Raw genomic sequence first — 16,007 nt, 5'->3', positions numbered from 1 at the left:
CTAAACTGACGGGCTAATTCTTCGTATCCTTTGTTCTCGCTGAATAGTTACTAACTCCTGTAAACGAAAAAAACGTGTCATTGTATCATTTTACGATACACCACTTCTTTCATATTCCCGATTTATTCCCTACCTTTGCCCCGCTTTTATAGGAAAAGCACAATTCGTTCAATTCGTTACTGGGTTAAACTTTATAACGCTTATGCAAAATTCAGACTGCATCATCGGTGTGGAACATGTATCAAAGCGCTTTGGAGACAAAGTCGTACTGAATGATGTAAATCTTTTTGTCCGTAAGGGCGAATTTGTAACTATCCTGGGGCCTTCCGGCTGTGGCAAGACTACCTTGCTTCGCCTGATAGCCGGTTTTCAGACTGCCTCGGAAGGTATTATCACCATTGGTGGACGTGACATCACCCAAACACCGCCGCACGAACGTCCGGTGAACACGGTCTTCCAGAAGTATGCCCTCTTCCCTCATCTGAATGTATACAACAACATTGCTTTCGGACTGAAGCTCAAGAAAATGCCCGAAGCCACAATTGGTAAGAAGGTGAAACAGGCACTCCGCATGGTAGGCATGACGGACTACGAAGACCGTGACGTCGATTCACTCTCTGGCGGACAACAGCAACGCGTCGCCATCGCCCGCGCCATCGTCAACGAACCGGAAGTACTGCTGCTGGACGAACCCCTTGCCGCCCTCGACCTGAAGATGCGCAAGGACATGCAGATGGAACTGAAAGAGATGCATCAGAAACTGGGCATCACCTTCATCTACGTCACCCACGACCAAGAAGAAGCCCTCACTCTGAGCGACACCATCGTCGTCATGAGTGAAGGACGCATCCAGCAGATAGGCACGCCGACCGACATCTACAACGAGCCTATCAACTCTTTCGTTGCCGACTTCATCGGTGAAAGCAACATCCTGAACGGTATCATGTTGCAAGACAAATCGGTCTCCTTTGCCGGGCATGAGTTTGAATGCGTGGACAAGGGATTCGGAACCAATACCCCTGTCGATGTGGTCATCCGTCCCGAAGACATCTATATTTTCGATCCTTCCCCCGCCGCACAGCTGACCGGGCGTGTCACCTCGTGTATCTTCAAAGGTGTGCACTACGAAATGATGGTGCAAACCGGTGAAGGCTACGAATTTATGGTGCAGGACTACCATAGCTTTGAGGCCGGTCGCGAAGTGGGACTGCTTGTGAAGCCCTTCGACATCCACGTCATGAAGAAGGAACGCACCCGCAACACCTTTACCGGACGGCTGGTGGACAAACAGCATGTGGAGTTCCTCGGATGTACCTTCGAATGCGCGGAAGTGCAGGACATCACTCCGGGCAGTGACGTGTCGGTAGAGATTGATTTCCAGAACGTCATCCTCGAAGACAACGAAGAAGACGGACTACTGACCGGCGAGGTGAAATTCATCCTCTACAAAGGCAACCATTACCATCTCACCGTACTGACGGACTGGGATGAAGATATCTTTGTCGACACCAATGATGTCTGGGACGACGGCGACAGGGTAGGTATCACTATCGCTCCGCAGAACATCCGAGTGTTGCGTCCATCTACTATTGTTGAACCCGTTAATAGGAAAGGAAGTGCTCAGTAATATATCCCGTTTCTTCATGCGCCGCCGGAACTGGACTGTTCCCTACGCCCTGTTTCTTGTCATCTTTGTGGTGATGCCCCTGTTGCTCATTGTGCTCTATGCTTTCACGGACGCCGAAGGGGCGTTCACGTTTGCCAACTTCCGCAAGTTCATGCTGCATCCCGAAGCCATCAATACGTTCATCTACTCTATCGGGATAGCCGTTATTACCACGCTGACTTGCCTCATTTTGGGGTATCCCGCAGCCTATATCCTGAGTCAAAAGCAATTCAATACTTCGCAGACAATGGTGGTCTTGTTTATCCTGCCGATGTGGGTAAACATCCTGATACGTACGCTTGCCACCGTGGCGCTGTTTGACTTCCTCAACCTGCCGTTGGGAGAAGGGGCACTGGTGTTCGGCATGGTCTATAACTTCCTGCCGTTCATGATATACCCCATCTACAACACGTTGCAGAAGATGGACGGCAGTCTGATAGAAGCCGCCCAGGACTTGGGTGCTGCGCCTATGCAGGTGTTCCGCAAGGTAATCCTTCCCCTCTCCATGCCGGGCATCATGAGCGGCGTGGTGATGGTGTTCATGCCTACGGTATCCACCTTTGCCATTGCCGAACTGCTGACAATGAACAACATCAAACTGTTCGGTACCACCGTACAGGAGAGCATCTATAACGGAATGTGGAACTATGGAGCTGCCTTGTCGCTCATCATGCTGCTGCTGATTGGCGTCACTGCCTTGTTTACGAACGAGGACGACAGCACCCAAAATGAAAGCGGAGGTGTGATATGATGACACGTATACTGACCAAAGGATATTTGTGGTTGCTGTTGGCGTTGCTCTATTCGCCGATACTGATTATCATGATTTTCTCCTTCACCGAAGCCAAGGTGTTGGGCAACTGGACCGGATTTTCCACCAAGTTATACAGCTCCCTCTTCACAGGCGGCATGCACCATTCGCTGATCAGTGCCATTTGGAACACGTTTGTCATCGCACTGATTGCGGCTACGGCATCCACCCTGTTAGGAAGTCTGGCAGCCATCGGCATCTTCAACCTGCGCTCACGTACCCGACAGGTGATGAACTTCACCAACGCCATCCCGATGATGAACGCGGATATCATCACGGGAGTATCGTTGTTCCTGCTGTTTGTCAGCTTCGGCATATCGCAGGGCTTCACAACGGTGGTGCTGGCGCATATCACTTTCTGTACGCCCTACGTAGTGCTCAGTGTCATGCCACGCCTGAAAAAGATGAATCAGAATGTCTATGAGGCCGCACTCGACCTGGGTGCCACGCCTTTCCAAGCTTTGCGTAAGATTATCTTCCCCGAAATCCTGCCGGGCATGATAAGTGGATTTATTCTGGCTTTCACCCTGTCCATTGATGATTTTGCAGTCACCATCTTCACCATTGGCAACGAGGGCCTGGAAACGCTTTCCACCTATATTTATGCCGACGCACGTAAAGGAGGGCTTACCCCGGAATTACGCCCGTTGTCGACCATCATCTTTGTAACGGTATTAGTATTGCTAATCGTAATCAACAAAAGAGCTGAACGCTCCAGAAAAGAATAAATGACTCACGTTTCGCAAGCTCAACTTTTGCAGGGAACAAAGGTAACAAGGTGACAAGGGAAAAATGCTTGTCATAAGGTTAAGAGTTATAACCTATACTTTACTCCTTGTATATTTATCAACTGAAACCTTGTAAATTAAGAAATTGAGTTTGCGAAACTTAAATAAATAAGCGAATGAAAAGATTCCTCCCCTTCCTCCTCTGCATCTTCCTGCTCGCCTCCTGCACCGACTCAGGCAAGAAGCGCAGCCACGTATTGAAAGTCTATAACTGGGCCGACTACATCGACGAAGATGTCCTTTCCGAGTTTCCTGCCTGGTACAAAGAGCAGACCGGCGAAGAGATACGCATCATCTACCAGGTCTTTGATATCAATGAGATCATGCTCACCAAAATCGAACGCGGACAAGAAGACTTCGACCTCGTATGCCCCTCGGAATACATCATCGAACGTATGCTGAAGAAGGACCTGCTGCTCCCCATCGAGAGGAACTTCGGCAGTACACCCGACTATATCCCCAATATCTCACCCTACATCCGGAAGGAATTGGAGAAGATCAGCCAACCCGGACGGCATACCAACGATTACGTTGTCCCCTACATGTGGGGCACCGCCGGAATCCTCTATAACCAGAACTTCAAGACCCGTGAAGAAGTCAGCACCTGGGGATGCCTCTGGGATGACGCCAACCAGGGTAAAATCTTGATGAAAGACAGTTATCGCGATGCGTATGGCACTGCCATCATCTATGCACATGCCAGCCAGCTTGCCGATAGCACCATTACTGTAGAGCAACTGATGAATAACAACTCTCCGGAAGCAATCGCCTTGGCAGAACAATACCTGAAAGCCTTGAAACCCAATATCGCCGGTTGGGAAGCCGACTTCGGCAAGGAGATGATGACCAAGAACAAGACGTGGCTCAACCTGACCTGGAGCGGCGATGCGGTTTGGGCTATCGAAGAGGCGGAAGCCGTAGGGGTCAGTCTCGACTACGAAGTTCCCCGCGAGGGAAGCAATATCTGGTATGACGGATGGGCAATCCCTAAATACGCCCGCAACGTGAAGGCTGCCAGCTATTTCATCAACTATCTCTGCCAGCCGGACATTGCTTTGCGCAACATGGACGCCATCGGGTATGTCAGCGCTGTAGCTACTCCCGAAATCATGGAAGCCAAGATAGATTCGACGCTTGAGCAATACTCCGATCTCAGCTATTTCTTCGGTCCCGAAGCAAGTTGCATTCCCATCAATCCGATTCAATATCCCGACCGCAAGGTCGTGGAGCGTTGCGCCATGATACGCGACTTCGGCGACCGCACTGAACTCGTGCTCGAGATGTGGAGCCGCGTCAAGGGAGACAACCTGAATACGGGTATCGTACTTCTTATCTTTGCCGTCTTCGGTGCCTTGTTTGTCTGGATCGTATGGAAACGTATCAGTAACTATAAGCAGAAAAAACGTCACCGCAGACGCAGACGACGCATCCAATATTGACATTATGGAACTTTTTTTCGTTTTATATGCTCCATTTCATGCCAAAAGTACATATCCGCTTCCTTATTTACATGGAATGAATATACAAAAATAATTCCGTCAATAACAAAATATTCAAATATACCCCTATAAACTTTTAATTTAAAACTTGAGCAGTATATATTTAAAAGGAGTGAAAGATTTTGCACTAAAAGTAGAAATAAGATATCCTTTTCAATAAAAGAAAACCAAAACGCAGTATCTTTGCAGCATAATTAAAACAAAAAGAAAGTATCACCCCATTAATATGGTACTAAATGACACAGAAGATTAAATTCACCAAGATGCATGGAGCAGGCAATGACTATATTTATGTAGATACCATCAAATCCCCCATCGAAAGCCCTGACAAACTTTCAGTTGCATGGAGTGCCCGCCACACAGGAATTGGAAGCGACGGACTTGTACTCATCGGCAGTTCAGACAAAGCAGATTTCAGTATGCGTATCTTCAATGCGGACGGTTCGGAGGCCCAGATGTGCGGTAACGCCAGCCGTTGTATCGGGAAATACTTATATGAATATGGCCTAACCTCAAAGACCACAATCACCCTTGATACACTTTCGGGCATCAAAATCTTAAGACTTCACATAGAAGATGGCAAAGTGGATAGTGTCACCGTAGATATGGGAGCTCCTGCCGGCATACATGAACAAATCGTAGAGGCCCAAGGAAAGCAATTCACCGGCACTGTCCTGTCAATGGGAAATCCCCATCTGGTGATCTTCGTAAATGACATAAAGGATATCCACCTTGAAAGCATCGGACCGGAGTTGGAAAACCATCCTTTATTTCCCGACCGGATCAATGTGGAGTTTGCCCAACTGCTTGAGAATGGCAGCATCCGGATGCGGGTATGGGAAAGAGGTTCGGGCATTACACAAGCCTGCGGAACAGGAGCTTGTGCCACCGCTGTAGCCGCCGCCTTCACAGGATGGACAGGAAGAGCTTCAGATATCATCATGGATGGAGGCAGGCTCCACATCGAATGGAACGAAAAGGACGGGCATGTGGCAATGACCGGAGGAGCAACCCGCGTATTTGAAGGAGAAATAGAGATTGATAATGAATCATTCACCACTAAAATAAACGCTTAAAGCAACAAAAAAGTATGGCATTAGTAAATGAGCATTTTTTAAAACTACCGGGAAGTTATTTATTTTCAGACATAGCTAAAAAGGTGAATACTTTCAGGATAACCCATCCCAAACAGGAAATTATCCGCTTGGGAATCGGAGATGTCACCCGACCACTGCCACCTGCCTGCATCGAAGCGATGCACAAGGCAGTGGAAGAGATGGCAAACAGCAAGACATTCCGCGGATATGGTCCTGAACAAGGATACGACTTTCTGATTGAAGCTATCATCAAACATGACTATAGCCCGAGAGGAATCCATTTCAGCCCGACGGAAATTTTCATCAATGATGGAGCCAAAAGCGATACGGGTAACATTGGAGATATTCTCCGCCATGACAACAGCGTAGGAGTGACCGATCCGATCTATCCCGTCTACATAGACAGCAATGTGATGTGCGGTCGTGCAGGTGTACTGGAAGAAGACGGCAAATGGAGCAATGTCACCTATATGCCATGTAGTGCTGAAAACGATTTTGTCCCCGAGATACCGGACAAACGCATCGATATCATCTATCTCTGCTATCCGAATAATCCCACAGGAACCACATTGACCAAAGCCCAACTCAAGAAATGGGTGGATTATGCACTTGCCAACGATACGCTCATCCTGTTTGATGCCGCATACGAAGCATTTATACAAGAGGAGGATGTCCCCCACTCTATCTACGAAATAAAGGGGGCTAAGAAATGTGCCATCGAGTTCCGCAGCTTTTCAAAAACAGCCGGCTTCACCGGAGTACGTTGCGGATATACCGTAGTCCCCAAAGAACTGACCGCCGCCACCCTGACCGGTGAACGTATTGTTCTGAACCGCCTGTGGAACCGTCGTCAATGCACCAAATTCAATGGCACCAGCTATATCACCCAACGGGCAGCCGAAGCCATATATACCCCGGAAGGCAAACGGCAGATAAAAGAGAATATAGATTACTACATGAACAATGCCCGTACAATGAAAGAGGGACTGGAAGCTGCCGGATTGAAAGTCTATGGCGGTGTGAATGCCCCTTACCTCTGGCTGAAAACACCCAATGGTATCGGTTCATGGCGATTCTTTGAGCAAATGTTATATGAGGCCAACGTGGTAGGAACACCCGGAGTAGGATTCGGTCCCAGTGGAGAAGGTTACATCCGCCTGACCGCCTTCGGTAATCATGAAAACTGCGTAGAGGCCATGAGAAGAATCAGGAACTGGCTGGTTTAATCGAATCATAAATAAGTAGTTAAAGCGCGCTATATATACTATACGTCGGACTGATCATCTGCAATTCTTTTAAATTTAAAAAGGTAAAAAGTATGAAAACAAAAAGTGTTAAATTGAAAGCAATGACAATCGCAGTACTATCGGCAATACTTCCCTTCACTGCCTATGCGCAGGACAAAGTGGAAGCATCAGTAGGTGCCGATCTGGTAAGTGGCTACATCTGGCGTGGCACAGATTGCGGAGGAGTAAGCATCCAGCCCAGCATGTCGGTAGGTTATAAGGGGGTGTCATTGGCAGCATGGGGATCCGTAGGACTCGACAAAGAGGATGCCAGGGAAATAGACCTTACATTAGGATATGAAACTGGCGGTTTCAGCGTTGCAGTCACCGACTACTGGTTCTCTTATCATCAGGCAGATGGCGGATATACAGGAAATTATTTCAAGTATGGCTCACACAGTACTGCACATATTTTCGAAGCAACTCTCGGATACGACTTTGGTCCGTTGGCATTAAGCTGGAACACCTACTTCGCTGGAGATGATTACACCAAAGAGAATGGCGATAGAGCTTATTCCACTTATATCGGTGTCAGTGCTCCTTTCAAATTAGGCGGACTGGATTGGTCGGCAGAAGTTGGTTTTACCCCGTGGGAAGGTGCATACGCCGATAAATTCAACATTACCAACCTCACCCTGAGAGCTGACAAAGAGATCCAATTCAATAAGACTTTTGCACTGCCAGTTTTCGCGCAGCTGACGTTCAATCCCCACACGCAAGGAACCTATTTTGCCGTTGGTATCAGTTTTTAACCCAAACAAAACAGACAAATGAATGAGGTACAGGTATACAGGAAAACTATTGCCAACCAATACATCGGATACCTTGCCCATTCCAAAGATCAGAAACCACATAATATTTAAGGTATGAAAAAGATTGAAGCAATTATCCGTAAGACCAAATTCGAGGATGTAAAAGAGGCATTGCTTGAAGCGGACATTGAATGGTTCTCCTACTATGATGTAAGAGGTATAGGAAAATCACGCCAAGCCCGTACCTACCGCGGCGTCATGTACGACACCAGTTCCATTGAACGTATCCTGATTTCCATCGTCGTGCGTGACAAGAATGCGGAAAAGACAGTGCAAGCCATTATCAAAGCTGCGCAGACCGGAGAGATCGGCGATGGACGCATCTTTGTTATCCCCATTGAAGATGCCATCCGCATCCGTACCGCTGAAAGAGGTGACATCGCCCTCTATAATGCTGAACAAGAAAGATAAAACGGCAGCAACAAACCACTCTTAAAGCCAAAGAATACAAGTACAACAAATAAACAAAAAACATTATGGATAAATATAAGAAGTACAGCTTCAGCAAGCTGTGCATAGTCGGTGCTATCCTTATAGCGAGCTGTATGGCCACGGAAATTTCCGCACAGGACACCGTAACGATCAGTGAGATAGCATCCTCGGCAACAACCGTCGCAGAGGAGATAACTACAGAAGAGAGTACTCCTGACGCGATTGATGAATTAGTAAACGGAATCAACACAGTATGGATGCTTCTAGCTGCCATGTTGGTATTCTTCATGCAACCGGGATTCGCATTGGTAGAAGCCGGATTTACACGGACTAAAAATACAGCCAATATCCTAATGAAGAACTTCGTAGACTTCATGTTCGGTTCCCTGCTCTATTGGTTCATCGGTTTCGGACTTATGTTCGGCGTAGGTGACTTCGTAGGGATGCCCCACTTTTTTGACCTCTCATTCTACAACGGGAACGGGCTTCCTACTGAAGGATTCCTGATTTTCCAGACAGTGTTTTGCGCTACAGCCGCCACTATCGTTTCGGGAGCCATGGCAGAGCGTACTAAGTTCTCTATGTATCTGATTTATACTATCTTCATCAGTTTACTGATTTATCCAGTATCAGGTCATTGGACTTGGGGTGGCGGATGGCTAATGAACGGTGAAGAAGGTTCATTCATGATAAGTTTGTTCGGCACTACATTCCACGATTTTGCAGGTTCTACGATAGTTCATTCCGTAGGTGGATGGATTGCACTGGTTGGTGCCGCCATCCTTGGCCCTCGTATCGGCAAGTATGGTAAAGACAGCAAATCTAAAGCCATTCCGGGACATAACCTGACGATAGCAGCTCTCGGAGTATTCATTCTGTGGTTCGGCTGGTTCGGTTTCAACCCAGGTTCACAGTTGGCAGCAGCTTCTACAGCCGATCAAGAAGCTATCTCCCATGTATTTCTCACCACCAATCTTGCCGCTTGTGCCGGTGGTTTCTTTGCCTTGTCAGTCAGCTGGCTGAAATTCAGCAAACCGTCTTTGTCACTTACACTGAATGGTATCTTAGCCGGTTTGGTAGGTATCACGGCAGGTTGCGATGTTGTTTCTCCGTTGGGCGCAGTCATTATTGGTACACTCTGTGGAATTGTAATGATCTTCTCAGTTGAGTTCATTGATAAAGTTCTTAAAATCGACGATCCTGTAGGTGCCTCTTCAGTACATGGGGTCTGCGGCTTCCTTGGCACGGTACTTACCGGACTGTTCTCTACCAGCGAAGGCCTCTTCTACGGTGCAGGTGCAGGCTTTTTCGGTGCTCAGTTATTTGGTGCCCTTGTAGTTGGTATATGGGCAGCAGGCATGGGATTCATCATTTTCAAAGGTCTTAACGCCCTACATGGTCTCCGCGTTCCGAAACGTGTGGAAGAAGAAGGTCTTGACATCTATGAACATGGAGAATCAGCCTATAACCTCTAACATAAATCATAAAGTATAAATCATAAAGTATAAATCATAAATCACAAAGTATTATGTCTAAATTAAGATTCAGAGTAGTTGAAACGGCGTTTAAGAAGAAACCCGTTGCAGTGGCAGCTCCCGCGGAACGTCCGTCGGAATATTATGCCAAATATGTATTCAACAAGGAAAAAATGTTCAGGTATTTGCCCAGCAAGGTATATGCCAAACTGATTGATGTGATTGACAATGGCGCCCCACTGGATCGTAGCATTGCTGACGAAGTAGCAGCCGGCATGAAGAAATGGGCACTCGAAATGGGAGTTACTCACTACACACACTGGTTCCATCCACTCACCGAAGGCACAGCAGAAAAGCATGATGCTTTTATTGAACATGACGGTAAAGGTGGAGTAATGGAAGAATTCACAGGAAAACTTCTCGTTCAGCAAGAACCGGACGCATCCAGTTTCCCTAATGGTGGAATCCGCAACACTTTCGAAGCAAGAGGATATAGTGCATGGGATCCCTCTTCACCGGCATTCATTGTCGATGATACCCTCTGCATTCCGACCATTTTCATTGCATACACTGGCGAATCACTGGATTACAAGGCACCGTTACTGAAAGCCCTACGTGCCGTAGACAAAGCCGCCGTAGACGTATGTCACTATTTCAACCCTGATGTAAAGAAAGTCGTTGCCTACTTGGGATGGGAACAAGAATATTTCCTGATTGACGAAGGACTTTATGCTGCCCGTCCCGATTTATTGATGACCGGACGCACACTCATGGGACATGACAGTGCCAAAAACCAACAACTCGAAGACCATTATTTCGGAGCTATCCCTACTCGTGTAGCCGCCTTCATGAAAGAGCTGGAAATTGAAGCTCTAAAACTCGGTATTCCTGTAAAAACCCGTCACAACGAAGTCGCTCCCAATCAATTTGAGTTGGCTCCTATCTTCGAAGAATGTAATCTGGCAGTAGACCACAATATGCTTATCATGGCAGTGATGCGCAAAGTCGCACGCAATCATGGTTTTCGCGTATTGTTGCACGAAAAACCTTTCAAAGGTGTCAACGGAAGTGGCAAGCACAACAACTGGTCATTGGGAACAGATACTGGCATTGGACTGATGGGACCGGGAAAATTACCTGAAGATAACCTGCGTTTCATCACCTTTATTGTAAATACCTTGATGGCAGTTTACAAACATAACGGATTACTGAAAGCCTCTATCTCCAGTGCAACTAATGCACACCGTTTGGGTGCTAATGAAGCACCTCCCGCAATCATTTCCAGCTTCCTCGGCAAACAATTGTCACAAGTACTGGAACATATAGAAGAGAGCACCAAAGACGATCTTGTAAGCCTCAGTGGCAAACAAGGCATGAAGTTGGATATCCCGCAGATTCCCGAATTGCTTATTGATAACACAGACCGTAACCGTACCAGCCCGTTTGCTTTCACCGGCAATCGTTTTGAGTTCCGTGCTGTAGGCTCTGAGGCCAACTGTGCCTGTGCCATGATTGCACTCAACTCAGCCGTAGCCGAACAATTGGTAGAATTTAAGAAAGACGTAGATGCCCTTATCGAAAAAGGTGAACCGAAAATCTCAGCTATCCTCGAGGTGATCCGCAAATACATCAAGATATGCAAGCCTATACACTTCGACGGCAACGGTTACAGCGAAGAATGGAAAGCCGAAGCTAAAAAGCGTGGTTTGGACTGTGAAACCAGTGTACCTCTCATCTTTGACAATTACCTGAAACCGGAAAGTATAAAGATGTTCGAAACTACCGGTGTGCTGAATCGGAAAGAACTGGAAGCACGGAATGAGGTAAAATGGGAAACATACACCAAGAAGATCCAAATCGAGGCTCGTGTGTTAGGTGATCTGGCAATGAACCATATCATCCCTGTAGCGACACAATATCAAACGGACCTCATCAACAACGTTTATAAGCTGAAGAAACTGTTTGCAGAAGACAAAGCAGCAAAACTGTCAGCCAAGAACCTAGAGCTTATTGAAGAGATTGCCGACCGCACTGCTTTCATTAAGGAGCATGTAGATGCTATGATCGAAGCACGAAAGGTTGCCAACAAGATCGAGAATGAACGTGAAAAAGCCATTGCTTACCACGACACCATCGTACCGGCAATGGAAGAGATCCGTTACCACATCGATAAATTAGAGCTGATCGTTGACAATCAGATGTGGACATTACCCAAATACAGAGAACTTTTGTTCATTAGATAAGTCCGGATTTATAACTGGGTTACAAAGCCCCTATAAGTGGGCTTCAAATTATAAATCTAAAAAATTATCTATTTCTTTTGTTGGTTGTTTTAAGTTTGCAGATAGTCCTTGTTGTGAAATAAGGACTATCTTTATTTATATATGAATCTGGAATAAAAAAATTATCCACTCCTACTTATCCTCTTTTCTCAGAAAAACATACTATCTTTACTCCCCTAATTTAAATCCTATTATGATGAAGAAAATACGCATTCGTTACGCTACGATTTCACTCTTTGTGCTGCTGTTGACAATCATACCGGCATATCTATCTGCACAAACGGTTCTGGAACAAAAAATAAGCAAGATTTCAGCCATCAAGGAAATACGTCCCTTGGAAACCTCCGAGTTTTCGGAGAAGTATGTCACCTACTTCACTCAACCATTAGATCACCGCCATCCGGAAAAGGGCAACTTTCGTCAACGCGTTATCGTTTCTCACGTCGGTTTCGATCGCCCCACAATCATTGTTACCGAAGGTTATGGTGCCTCCTACGCCCTTCACCCTAAATACCGCGAAGAGCTTTCAACAATGTTAAATGCCAACATGATATTCGTAGAATACCGTTATTTTCTGGAATCCACTCCCGAACCCAAAGACTGGCAATATCTCACTGCAGAAAACTCCGCTGATGACCTACACGCCGTCACCACCGCATTCAAAAATATCTATCCGGGTAAATGGATCGCAACGGGTATCAGCAAAGGTGGGCAAACCACTCTTCTCTACCGCACTTTCTATCCGGATGATGTAGATATTTCCGTTCCTTATGTAGCCCCGCTTTGTTATGGAGTGGAAGACGGTCGTCACGAACCATTCCTACGTAACGTCTCTACAAGTGAGCATCGCAAAAAGATCGAGGACTTCCAACTGGAAACATTGAAACGGAAAGCAACCCTACTCCCCCGTTTCGAGAAATACTGTATGGAAAAGAACTACACTTTTAATGTTCCTATTGAAGAAATCTACGATTATTCAGTATTGGAATATTCATTTGCCTTATGGCAATGGGGCACTCCTATCAGTTCTATTCCTGATGCTAACGCTTCTGATGATGACATCTTCAACCACTTGCTCACCATCAGCGAACCGGGTTACTTCACTCCTGACAGCCCGAGCGCTTCCTTTTTCGTACAAGCAGCCCGTGAACTCGGATACTATGGCTACGACATAAAGCCTTTCAAGGAATACCTCACAATCCGATCAAGTAAAGGCTACCTGCACCGCTTGATGCTTCCCAAAGAACTGAAAGACATGAATTTTGATAAAACCCTCAGCAAGAAAATAACAACCTTCTTAAAGAAAAACGACCCCAAAATGATATTCATCTACGGGCAGAACGATCCGTGGACAGCAGCAGGCGTTACGTGGCTGAAAAACAAGAAAAATATCCATGTGTTTATCCAACCCAATGGAAGTCACCTGGCACGTATCAACACATTACCCGAGAAGGAAAAGGAAGAAGCAATGAAACTGATAAATAAGTGGCTGGAAGATAAATGATTATTTATCTTCCAAAATTTCCGCATCTTCAATGTCGTCTACTGATTTCAAAGAAGCATTTGACGCAACTGGTGTTTTCGGTCTTTTGCGTGTAAATGTAAACCAATTCACCAACTCTGAAACTGCATAAACCAAACTTGTGATACCTATCACAATGAATGCCGTGGAACGTACTCCTGTCGGATTGACCACAGCCACCAATCCGGCAAGGAGAATGAGTACCGGAATAATATAAAATCCTGCATGAACCGACATCCAGCGACGGGCAACAGACAGCGATGATATCTGCTGTATACCTCCAAGCACCAGAATAAATCCCAATACAAACGTCAGCAGATCTGCAAAGAAACCGGGCATAATCACCAGCCAAAGACCAAATAAGAAACTGCCCACCCCTTCAATCGGCAGACGTTTCCTTTCAGCAGCACTCATCGTAAAATACCCGATAATACTCAAAAGCGATGGTATCATAAACATCACGCCCACCGTTATGACCAGATAATCACCTGCCTCATTGGGAAACATCACCAATATCAAACCTATGATCAGCGCACATATTGCACGCAAAAAAGAATTATTTACTCCTTTCATACATCTACATTTTTTGCGAAGATACATTTTATCTGCATAATTGCACAAAGAAAATATGGAAAAATCAAACTGTACTTAACCAAGCATTCATATCTTCCGCTATCACCAACCAGTAAAATAGCAAAAGAATAGCAGTTAATACACTAATGGAAATTAAATGTTTTCGATTCATAATTCATCCTTTCTTTTTTATTTTGTTTATTGCACTTCTATAAAACAAAGCAACAAGAAAAATGTTCTGAACTGCACCCCAAAAGTTGGACACAAAACTTTCGGAGTGCAGTTTTTTATGAAGTATAGTTTTGAAGAAAAGCTAAATGTAGTAAGTGAAATTACATGTGGTAAAACCTTGGTCAGCATTTGCCGTGAACGTCATCTTGACAAGCATCAGGTTCGCGGCTGGTTGTCCCGTTACAGGGCCTATGGAGAGGAAGGTCTTCTCACATCAACAAAGGGTTACCACTTTACTTCTGCAGAAAAAGAAAGAATTATTTTGGAACATATCAAGGATGGAGTAACTTTGCAGCAGTTAAGCCTTCGTTACGACGTGAACCGCAACACGATTTTATCGTGGTTGAGAAAGGTTCGGTCGGGAGGCTCGCTATATGACGTAAAACAGCGAGGTCGACCTCCAAAAGCTCCCATGACAAGACCTAAGAAAAGAGACCCACAGACAGAACTAGAGAAGCTTCAGGCAGAAAACCTCCGCGTGAGAGCAGAGAATACGTTGCTAAAAAAAGTAAAGGCCTTAGTCGAGGAACAGAAAGCCCAAGCACGTCTCAATGGGCAAAAACCATCGACGAACTAAGGTCGGAATATCCTCTTGGCTTGTTGTTAAAGCTGAGAAAGATGGCTCGCTCTGTGTTCTATTATCATATGAAGTGCCTGAAAGCGAAGGATAAGTACGCCATGGAGAGAGAAACCATAAGGGCTATTTACCATGAGCATAAAGGTCGCTACGGCTATCGACGTGTGACTGCAGAGATGCGAAACCGTGGGTTTGTCATCAACCATAAGACCGTACAGCGCTTGATGAATGAGATGTGTCTTAAGAGTAGAATCCGTAAAGTACGTTATCGTTCCTACAAAGGAGAGGTCGGAAAGATTGCGCCCAATATACTGGCAAGGAACTTTGTTTCCGAAGCCCCTAACCGCAAATGGGCTACTGATGTGACACAGATAAACATTGGCTCGGTCAAACTTTATCTATCACCGATACTGGATATGTTCAACGGTGAGATTATATCTTATAATATCTCTCGCAGTCCGAATATGGAACAGGTGTACGATATGCTTGACAAGGCTTTTACCAGGTTCGACAGACTTGAGGGGCTTATACTTCACTCTGACCAAAGTTGGCAATACCAGCATTTGGGCTATCGGAAGCGCCTGGCGGAACATCACATTATACAGAGTATGTCCCGTAAAGGGAACTGTCTTGACAATGCCATGATGGAGAACTTCTTTGGTATCATGAAATCTGAACTTCTATATGCAGAAGTGTTTGAATCGCCAGAAAACTTCATAAGAGATTTGGAGGAATATATAGAACAATAAAAGAATTAAGTCCCGCTTAAAAGGAAAGAGCCCGGTGCAATACCGAACTCTTTCAATTAATGGATAATGTTTAACCTGTACAACTTTTTGGGGTCACTTCAAGAGACTTATCAAATCAAAAAAGGAGACAGGACTGAAGGGAACCCAGCACTTGGCAAGGTTACTGAACCGCATTGCGGTCTTCGAAAAAGACAAAAACGAGAATGA

14 protein-coding genes and 1 pseudogene are annotated in these 16,007 nt (G+C 45.8%); 14 read left to right on the top strand and 1 reads right to left on the bottom strand.

Annotation, left to right across the window (positions count from 1 at the left end):
• The first annotated feature begins 202 nt into the window (after positions 1-202).
• From potA to QZ323_RS13210, 11 genes are all read left to right on the top strand, one after another.
• Entirely contained in the window at positions 203-1,627 is a 1,425-nt protein-coding gene (gene potA, locus QZ323_RS13260; protein ID WP_294635182.1) for a polyamine ABC transporter ATP-binding protein, read from the top strand.
• 16 nt (positions 1,628-1,643) lie between these two features.
• On the top strand, positions 1,644-2,417 hold the full coding sequence (locus QZ323_RS13255; protein ID WP_294635184.1) for an ABC transporter permease: 774 nt from the start codon (positions 1,644-1,646) through the stop codon (positions 2,415-2,417).
• Positions 2,414-3,205, top strand: coding sequence for an ABC transporter permease (locus QZ323_RS13250; RefSeq protein ID WP_294635181.1), 792 nt, complete (start codon positions 2,414-2,416; stop codon positions 3,203-3,205). The genes QZ323_RS13255 and QZ323_RS13250 overlap by 4 nt, the downstream gene beginning before the upstream one ends.
• A gap of 176 nt (positions 3,206-3,381) precedes the next feature.
• Positions 3,382-4,704 (top strand): ABC transporter substrate-binding protein, encoded by a 1,323-nt coding sequence (locus QZ323_RS13245; RefSeq protein ID WP_294635180.1) that lies wholly within the window; start codon positions 3,382-3,384, stop codon positions 4,702-4,704.
• Between the two features lie 296 nt (positions 4,705-5,000).
• The gene (gene dapF / locus QZ323_RS13240; protein ID WP_294635179.1) at positions 5,001-5,840 is read left to right on the top strand and encodes a diaminopimelate epimerase; all 840 of its coding nucleotides are present in this window, start codon (positions 5,001-5,003) and stop codon (positions 5,838-5,840) included.
• 14 nt (positions 5,841-5,854) lie between these two features.
• On the top strand, positions 5,855-7,087 hold the full coding sequence (locus tag QZ323_RS13235) for an LL-diaminopimelate aminotransferase (protein WP_294635178.1): 1,233 nt from the start codon (positions 5,855-5,857) through the stop codon (positions 7,085-7,087).
• A gap of 92 nt (positions 7,088-7,179) precedes the next feature.
• Positions 7,180-7,899 carry a hypothetical protein gene (locus tag QZ323_RS13230; protein ID WP_294635177.1) on the top strand — a complete coding sequence of 240 codons (720 nt, stop codon included), beginning with the start codon at positions 7,180-7,182 and terminating at the stop codon, positions 7,897-7,899.
• Positions 7,900-8,013: 114 nt separating this feature from the next.
• A complete protein-coding gene (locus QZ323_RS13225; RefSeq protein WP_294635176.1) occupies positions 8,014-8,370 on the top strand; it encodes a P-II family nitrogen regulator in 357 nt (118 codons plus the stop codon).
• A gap of 65 nt (positions 8,371-8,435) precedes the next feature.
• Complete coding sequence (locus QZ323_RS13220; RefSeq protein WP_294635175.1) at positions 8,436-9,866, top strand: ammonium transporter; 1,431 nt, start codon at positions 8,436-8,438, stop codon at positions 9,864-9,866.
• Positions 9,867-9,919: 53 nt separating this feature from the next.
• Positions 9,920-12,109, top strand: coding sequence for a glutamine synthetase III (locus tag QZ323_RS13215; protein WP_294635174.1), 2,190 nt, complete (start codon positions 9,920-9,922; stop codon positions 12,107-12,109).
• 235 nt (positions 12,110-12,344) lie between these two features.
• Entirely contained in the window at positions 12,345-13,652 is a 1,308-nt protein-coding gene (locus tag QZ323_RS13210; protein WP_294635183.1) for a S28 family serine protease, read from the top strand.
• On the opposite strand, the gene QZ323_RS13205 is transcribed toward QZ323_RS13210, so the two are convergent.
• Positions 13,653-14,243, bottom strand: coding sequence for a DUF308 domain-containing protein (locus tag QZ323_RS13205; RefSeq protein ID WP_294635173.1), 591 nt, complete (start codon positions 14,241-14,243; stop codon positions 13,653-13,655).
• Between the two features lie 157 nt (positions 14,244-14,400).
• Here QZ323_RS13205 and QZ323_RS13200 point away from each other — a divergent pair, with 157 nt between their 5' ends.
• From QZ323_RS13200 to QZ323_RS14475, 3 genes and pseudogenes are all read left to right on the top strand, one after another.
• Positions 14,401-15,051, top strand: coding sequence for a helix-turn-helix domain-containing protein (locus QZ323_RS13200; RefSeq protein WP_294635172.1), 651 nt, complete (start codon positions 14,401-14,403; stop codon positions 15,049-15,051).
• Positions 15,021-15,734 (top strand): annotated as a pseudogene (locus QZ323_RS13195) (IS3 family transposase); the annotation flags it as partial. The gene QZ323_RS13200 and the pseudogene QZ323_RS13195, both read left to right, overlap by 31 nt.
• Entirely contained in the window at positions 15,717-15,800 is an 84-nt protein-coding gene (locus QZ323_RS14475) for a hypothetical protein (RefSeq protein ID WP_363175167.1), read from the top strand. The pseudogene QZ323_RS13195 and the gene QZ323_RS14475, both read left to right, overlap by 18 nt.
• Positions 15,801-16,007 lie beyond the last annotated feature (207 nt).

It is taken from the genome of uncultured Bacteroides sp. (assembly GCF_910585845.1).
In the GTDB taxonomy this organism is placed as follows: Bacteria; Bacteroidota; Bacteroidia; order Bacteroidales; family Bacteroidaceae; genus Bacteroides.
This window is presented reverse-complemented; position numbering and strand designations above follow the sequence as displayed.